The sequence below is a fragment of the Chamaesiphon sp. VAR_69_metabat_338 genome (assembly GCF_031423935.1).
Classification (GTDB): domain Bacteria; phylum Cyanobacteriota; class Cyanobacteriia; order Cyanobacteriales; family Chamaesiphonaceae; genus Chamaesiphon.
Window position 1 is genome coordinate 1 of sequence record NZ_JANPGM010000047.1, and the last position, 3,111, is coordinate 3,111.

Genomic DNA, 3,111 nt, shown 5'->3' on the forward strand with positions numbered 1-3,111 from the left:
CGTCTTGGTGCGCTGTTATCCCGGACTTAAACCGAGTATTACCGTGCGATCGATGAGTGGCGGCACCAAGGAAGGCGTTTTAACCTGTATCGAGTGACGCCGATCTCTTATCTGGAGCTTTCTTTCGCGCTCGAAAAAGGTAGCCCTCACCCCGCCAGATCCTGCGGCTCTAGCTCCCCTCTGTCTTGTCGTTTTTTTTTTAGGGGGGTACCCTAGACATAAAAACGCCGCTCCCAAGCTTGGGAGCGATTCGCGCTCCGTCTGCGACACGCCTCGCTTCTCTCGTCTACGGGTTTCCCGAGGGTTTGCGGATGCGCTCGTCACGGAGGTTTCCTCCAGGTTTAGCGCACCAAGCAGCGGCGCATCGAACGGGAGGTTCCCGACCCATGGCTTTGGGTCAAGACAGCGAGACAAGACAGCGCGTCAAGACAAGACAACACACACTACGATATTCTTACGATCGATTATCAATTATCAATTATCAATTATCAACATGTCCCAGGTTAAGATCTATGGATTGCGATCGCATCTCGATCCCATCAAATCCCAACTTTCTGATGTCATTCACAGTTGTGTAGTCGATGCATTGCAGTATCCGATCGATAAACGCTTTCATCGCTTTTTTCCATTAGAGCCTGATGATTACTATTATCCAGCGGGGGAGCGAACGGAGCGATATACGATTATCGAACTAAGTATGTTTGAAGGAAGGACGGTTGAGGCCAAGAAACAATTGATTCGGTTATTATTCGACCGATTAAACCAAAAATTTGGCATCGCCAATCTCGATCTAGAAATTACGATCTTGGAAACACCAAAATATAATTGGGGTATTCGCGGCTTACCTGGTGACGAACTGAGTTTAAATTACCAGGTAAATATCTAATTTTTAAGGCTCGATCGAATAATCCTCAAATGTTTCTACACGCTCGAAATATACGTTCAGCCAGGTGGCGCACGGTACGTATCTGTATTGGTGACTAATTCGATCGCCAAGCTCAAACCGGCTTTACAAGTCCAACTAGCAAATTGCCATCTTTACCACTGGAATCCATGTAACTTGGGTAAAGGTGCCGAAGCAGAAGTCGCTCGCAATAATCGCGGAATCTGACCGCTATTATAAACGCGAAATTCGCTAGCGACAGTAGCTTCTAGATCGCGTACGGCTTGATTCATGACGATCGAACCATTTCGATCGGAAACAGAACGATGAAACGTACCCCTAGGTATTCGTAAAATCTCGCGATCGCTTTCGAGCCTGACGAGATGATATGGATAATTCCAAGTAAAATTGACCAGATAAAATGTTCTCCCGCCCGATATCGCCAAGAGATTGTCCTCTTGATGCGAATGTAGATAAAATTGCCAGTAGCCTTCGTCGCTATCTGGAGGACTAATCGCCGGCCCTTGATGGACTACTAAATCTCGAACGTTAGACTTGGGAACGGTAATATCAAAGAACCGAACACTGGGCGTATCACGAAACTTTTTATAACTGAGCAGTTCAAACACGATCGTACCTCACACAAAAAATGTTGATTTACTTATCAGCGTTGCATATTCAATTTTGTGAACCAGTCAGGCGTAGACACTTTCCCCAACTATCTCCCATTTTATGCCATTAAATTCTGGACTGGGGTACGGTCGATCGGGAGTTGGCTCCTTAAAAGAGTGTTAAGACGGGAGCACGCCAGATTCTTGGAGCGCATGGAGCCGCGCGTAGACACCATTGTGCTGCAATAGCTCATCATGCTTCCCCACCTCCACAATCCGACCCCGATCTAACACCACAATTTTGTCAGCATCTCGGACGGTACTGAGTCGGTGCGCGATAATCAGCGTGGTGCGCGTGCCCAAAATCGATCGCATCGCCATCTGAATCGCCCGCTCCGACTCATAATCGAGACTGGAAGTGGCCTCATCAAACACCAATACATTCGGATTGACGATGAGGGCGCGGGCAATCCCCAGCCGCTGCCGCTGTCCTCCGGACAGGCGAACGCCGCGTTCCCCGACTACCGTGGCATATCCCTGGGGTAGCTCTTGGATAAATTCATCGACCCGGGCCATTTGACAAGCTGCCGCTACGGCAGTGTCATCGGCGGTGGGGTTGCCATAGCGGAGATTCTCCAAAATCGTGCCATTGAAGATATCGACCTCCTGATGGACGATCGCCAAGCGGGAACGGTACGCCCCAACCGCTAAGGATTGAATGTCGGTACCATCGATGCGAATGTGGCCTTGAGTCGGTTCAAAGTACCGAAATAACAGCTTGACTAAGGTAGATTTTCCCGATCCAGATTTGCCAACTAGAGCGACGGTTTGATATGGCTCGATCGCTAGATCGATATCTTGTAGAATTAGCCGCTGTGGGTCGTAACCGAAACTAAGCTTGTCGAATTCCACTTTGCCCGTAAACTGATATGCTGCGGCAGACCGATCGATTGACTTGAGATCGATCGCATCGTTGCCCACTGGCTCGTGCATAAATTCATGGAACCGCAGCATCGAGGCATAACGTCGCGCTAGAAACTCGGCCAAGATACTCAAGGGTTCTAACTCGGCATAGGCCATGCCAGAGACACTCAGCAATGTGACAAAATGACCTAAAGATAGTTCGCCGCGTACTGTGGCGAGGAGCGTCATCACGAGGATGCCGAAGACACAGCTTTGAACTGTCGTTCGCTGCCACATATTCAAGCGGACGTAACTCTTGTGAATCCGGTGGAGCACGACCGTTAATTCCCGATCTAGGCGTTGCCGCTGCCGATCGAGTTCGCTCTGTTCGGCGGCAAACGCTTTGACAGTTTTAATATTGGTAATAATTTCCGAGGTTCGGCTCTCGGTGTTTTCCATATAACTATCGAGGAGTGCCTCGCGTTTGATGATATAACGTAGCCCTTTGAGGCTAAATCCCAAAATAGCCACGAAAGAGACGGCAAAAGCAATCGCAATCCGCCACTCCAGCAGACAAATTGCGATCGCAATGCCCAAGACTCTCACTAGCTTGGGAATCAACTGTCCGGCTATTTCTGGATAAGTCCAGGTATGATTGGTCAGTCCGCGCGCGACTCGCCCAGCAATCCGACCGGGGTTATTTTCATCATAAAA

General features: G+C 49.1%; 3 protein-coding genes. 1 reads left to right on the top strand and 2 read right to left on the bottom strand.

The window, feature by feature from the left end:
* Positions 1-493: 493 nt before the first annotated feature.
* Entirely contained in the window at positions 494-886 is a 393-nt protein-coding gene (locus RMO84_RS01455) for a tautomerase family protein (protein WP_310486670.1), read from the top strand.
* Between the two features lie 152 nt (positions 887-1,038).
* On the opposite strand, the gene RMO84_RS01460 is transcribed toward RMO84_RS01455, so the two are convergent.
* Both RMO84_RS01460 and RMO84_RS01465 read right to left on the bottom strand, forming a co-directional pair.
* The gene (locus RMO84_RS01460) at positions 1,039-1,512 is read right to left on the bottom strand and encodes a redox protein (protein ID WP_310486671.1); all 474 of its coding nucleotides are present in this window, start codon (positions 1,510-1,512) and stop codon (positions 1,039-1,041) included.
* A 162-nt stretch (positions 1,513-1,674) separates the two neighbouring features.
* A partial coding sequence (locus tag RMO84_RS01465) for an ABC transporter ATP-binding protein (protein WP_310486672.1) occupies positions 1,675-3,111 on the bottom strand: 1,437 nt, incomplete at its 5' end.